This is a genomic window from Pseudomonas sp. H11T01 (assembly GCF_048515765.1).
Lineage (GTDB): Bacteria > Pseudomonadota > Gammaproteobacteria > Pseudomonadales > Pseudomonadaceae > Aquipseudomonas.
This window is the reverse complement of the sequence record NZ_JBLYED010000066.1, coordinates 1-1,197: the sequence shown is the minus strand read 5'-3', so window position 1 is coordinate 1,197 and position 1,197 is coordinate 1. Positions and strand designations below refer to the sequence as shown.

The 1,197-nt window shown below is 60.0% G+C and carries 1 protein-coding gene; it reads left to right on the top strand.

Features of this window, described 5'->3' with window-relative positions; all coding sequences use genetic code 11:
• Positions 1-1,197: GMC family oxidoreductase (locus ACN1C3_RS33185; protein WP_419119948.1), on the top strand; the 1,197-nt coding region annotated here is incomplete at both ends.

Below are 1,197 nucleotides of genomic sequence, written 5' to 3'. Positions count from 1 at the left end.
GGCGACAGCGAATACCACGGCGGCAGCGGCCCGATCAGCATCACGCCGATGAAGGGCCAGACCCATCCGATCTGCGATGTGTTCCTCAAGGGCTGCGACGAACTCGGCTACCCGCACAGTGATGACTTCAACGGGCCGAAGTTCGAAGGCTCGGGCATCTATGACGTCAACACCAAGGACGGCCAGCGCTGCTCCAGCAGTTTCGCGCACTTGCATCCGGCCCTGAGCCGGCCGAACCTGACGGTCGAGCATTACGCGCTTGTGGATCGGGTGCTGTTCGATAGGGGCCGGGCGACCGGGATTTCCATCACTCAGCACGGCGTGGTGCGAACCTTCACCGCCAACAAGGAAGTGATCCTCTGCGCCGGTGCTGTGGACACGCCGAAGATTCTGCAATTGTCCGGTGTTGCCGATCAGGCACTGCTGGCCAAACACAACATCCCGCTGGTCAAGCATCTGCCGGCAGTGGGGCAGAACCTGCAGGACCACCTGTGCGCCAGCTACTACTACAAGGCCAACATCCCGACCCTCAACGATCAGCTCAGCTCGCTGTTCGGTCAATTCAAGCTTGGCCTCAAATATCTGCTGACCCGCAAGGGCGCGCTGGCGATGAGTGTCAACCAGGCCGGCGGCTTCTTCCGCGGCGATGATGCGCAGGCCAATCCGAACCTGCAGTTGTACTTCAACCCGTTGTCGTACCAGATCCCGAAAAACAACAAGGCCAGCCTCAAGCCCGAGCCGTATTCAGGCTTTTTGCTGTGCTTCAACCCGTGCCGGCCCACCAGTCGCGGGCATATCGAGATTGCCTCGAAAAATCCACGGGACGCTGCGTTAATCGATCCCAACTACCTGAGCACACAAAAGGACATCGACGAGGTGATCCAGGGCAGTCGGCTGATGCGCAAGATCATGCAGGCGCCCGCGCTCAAGGGCATCACTGTTGCAGAGGTGTTGCCTGGGCCGCTGGTCGAAAGCGATGAACAGATGCTGCAGTACTTTCGCGAAAACAGCGGTTCGATTTATCACCTGTGCGGCTCGTGTGCCATGGGCGCGGACGAGCAGAAATCGGTGGTGGACAAGCGGCTGAAGGTCCACGGTCTCGACGGTTTGCGCATCGTCGATGCGTCGATTTTTCCGAACGTCACCAGCGGTAATACCCACGCGGCGGTACTGATGGTGGCGGAGAAGGGCGCCGAT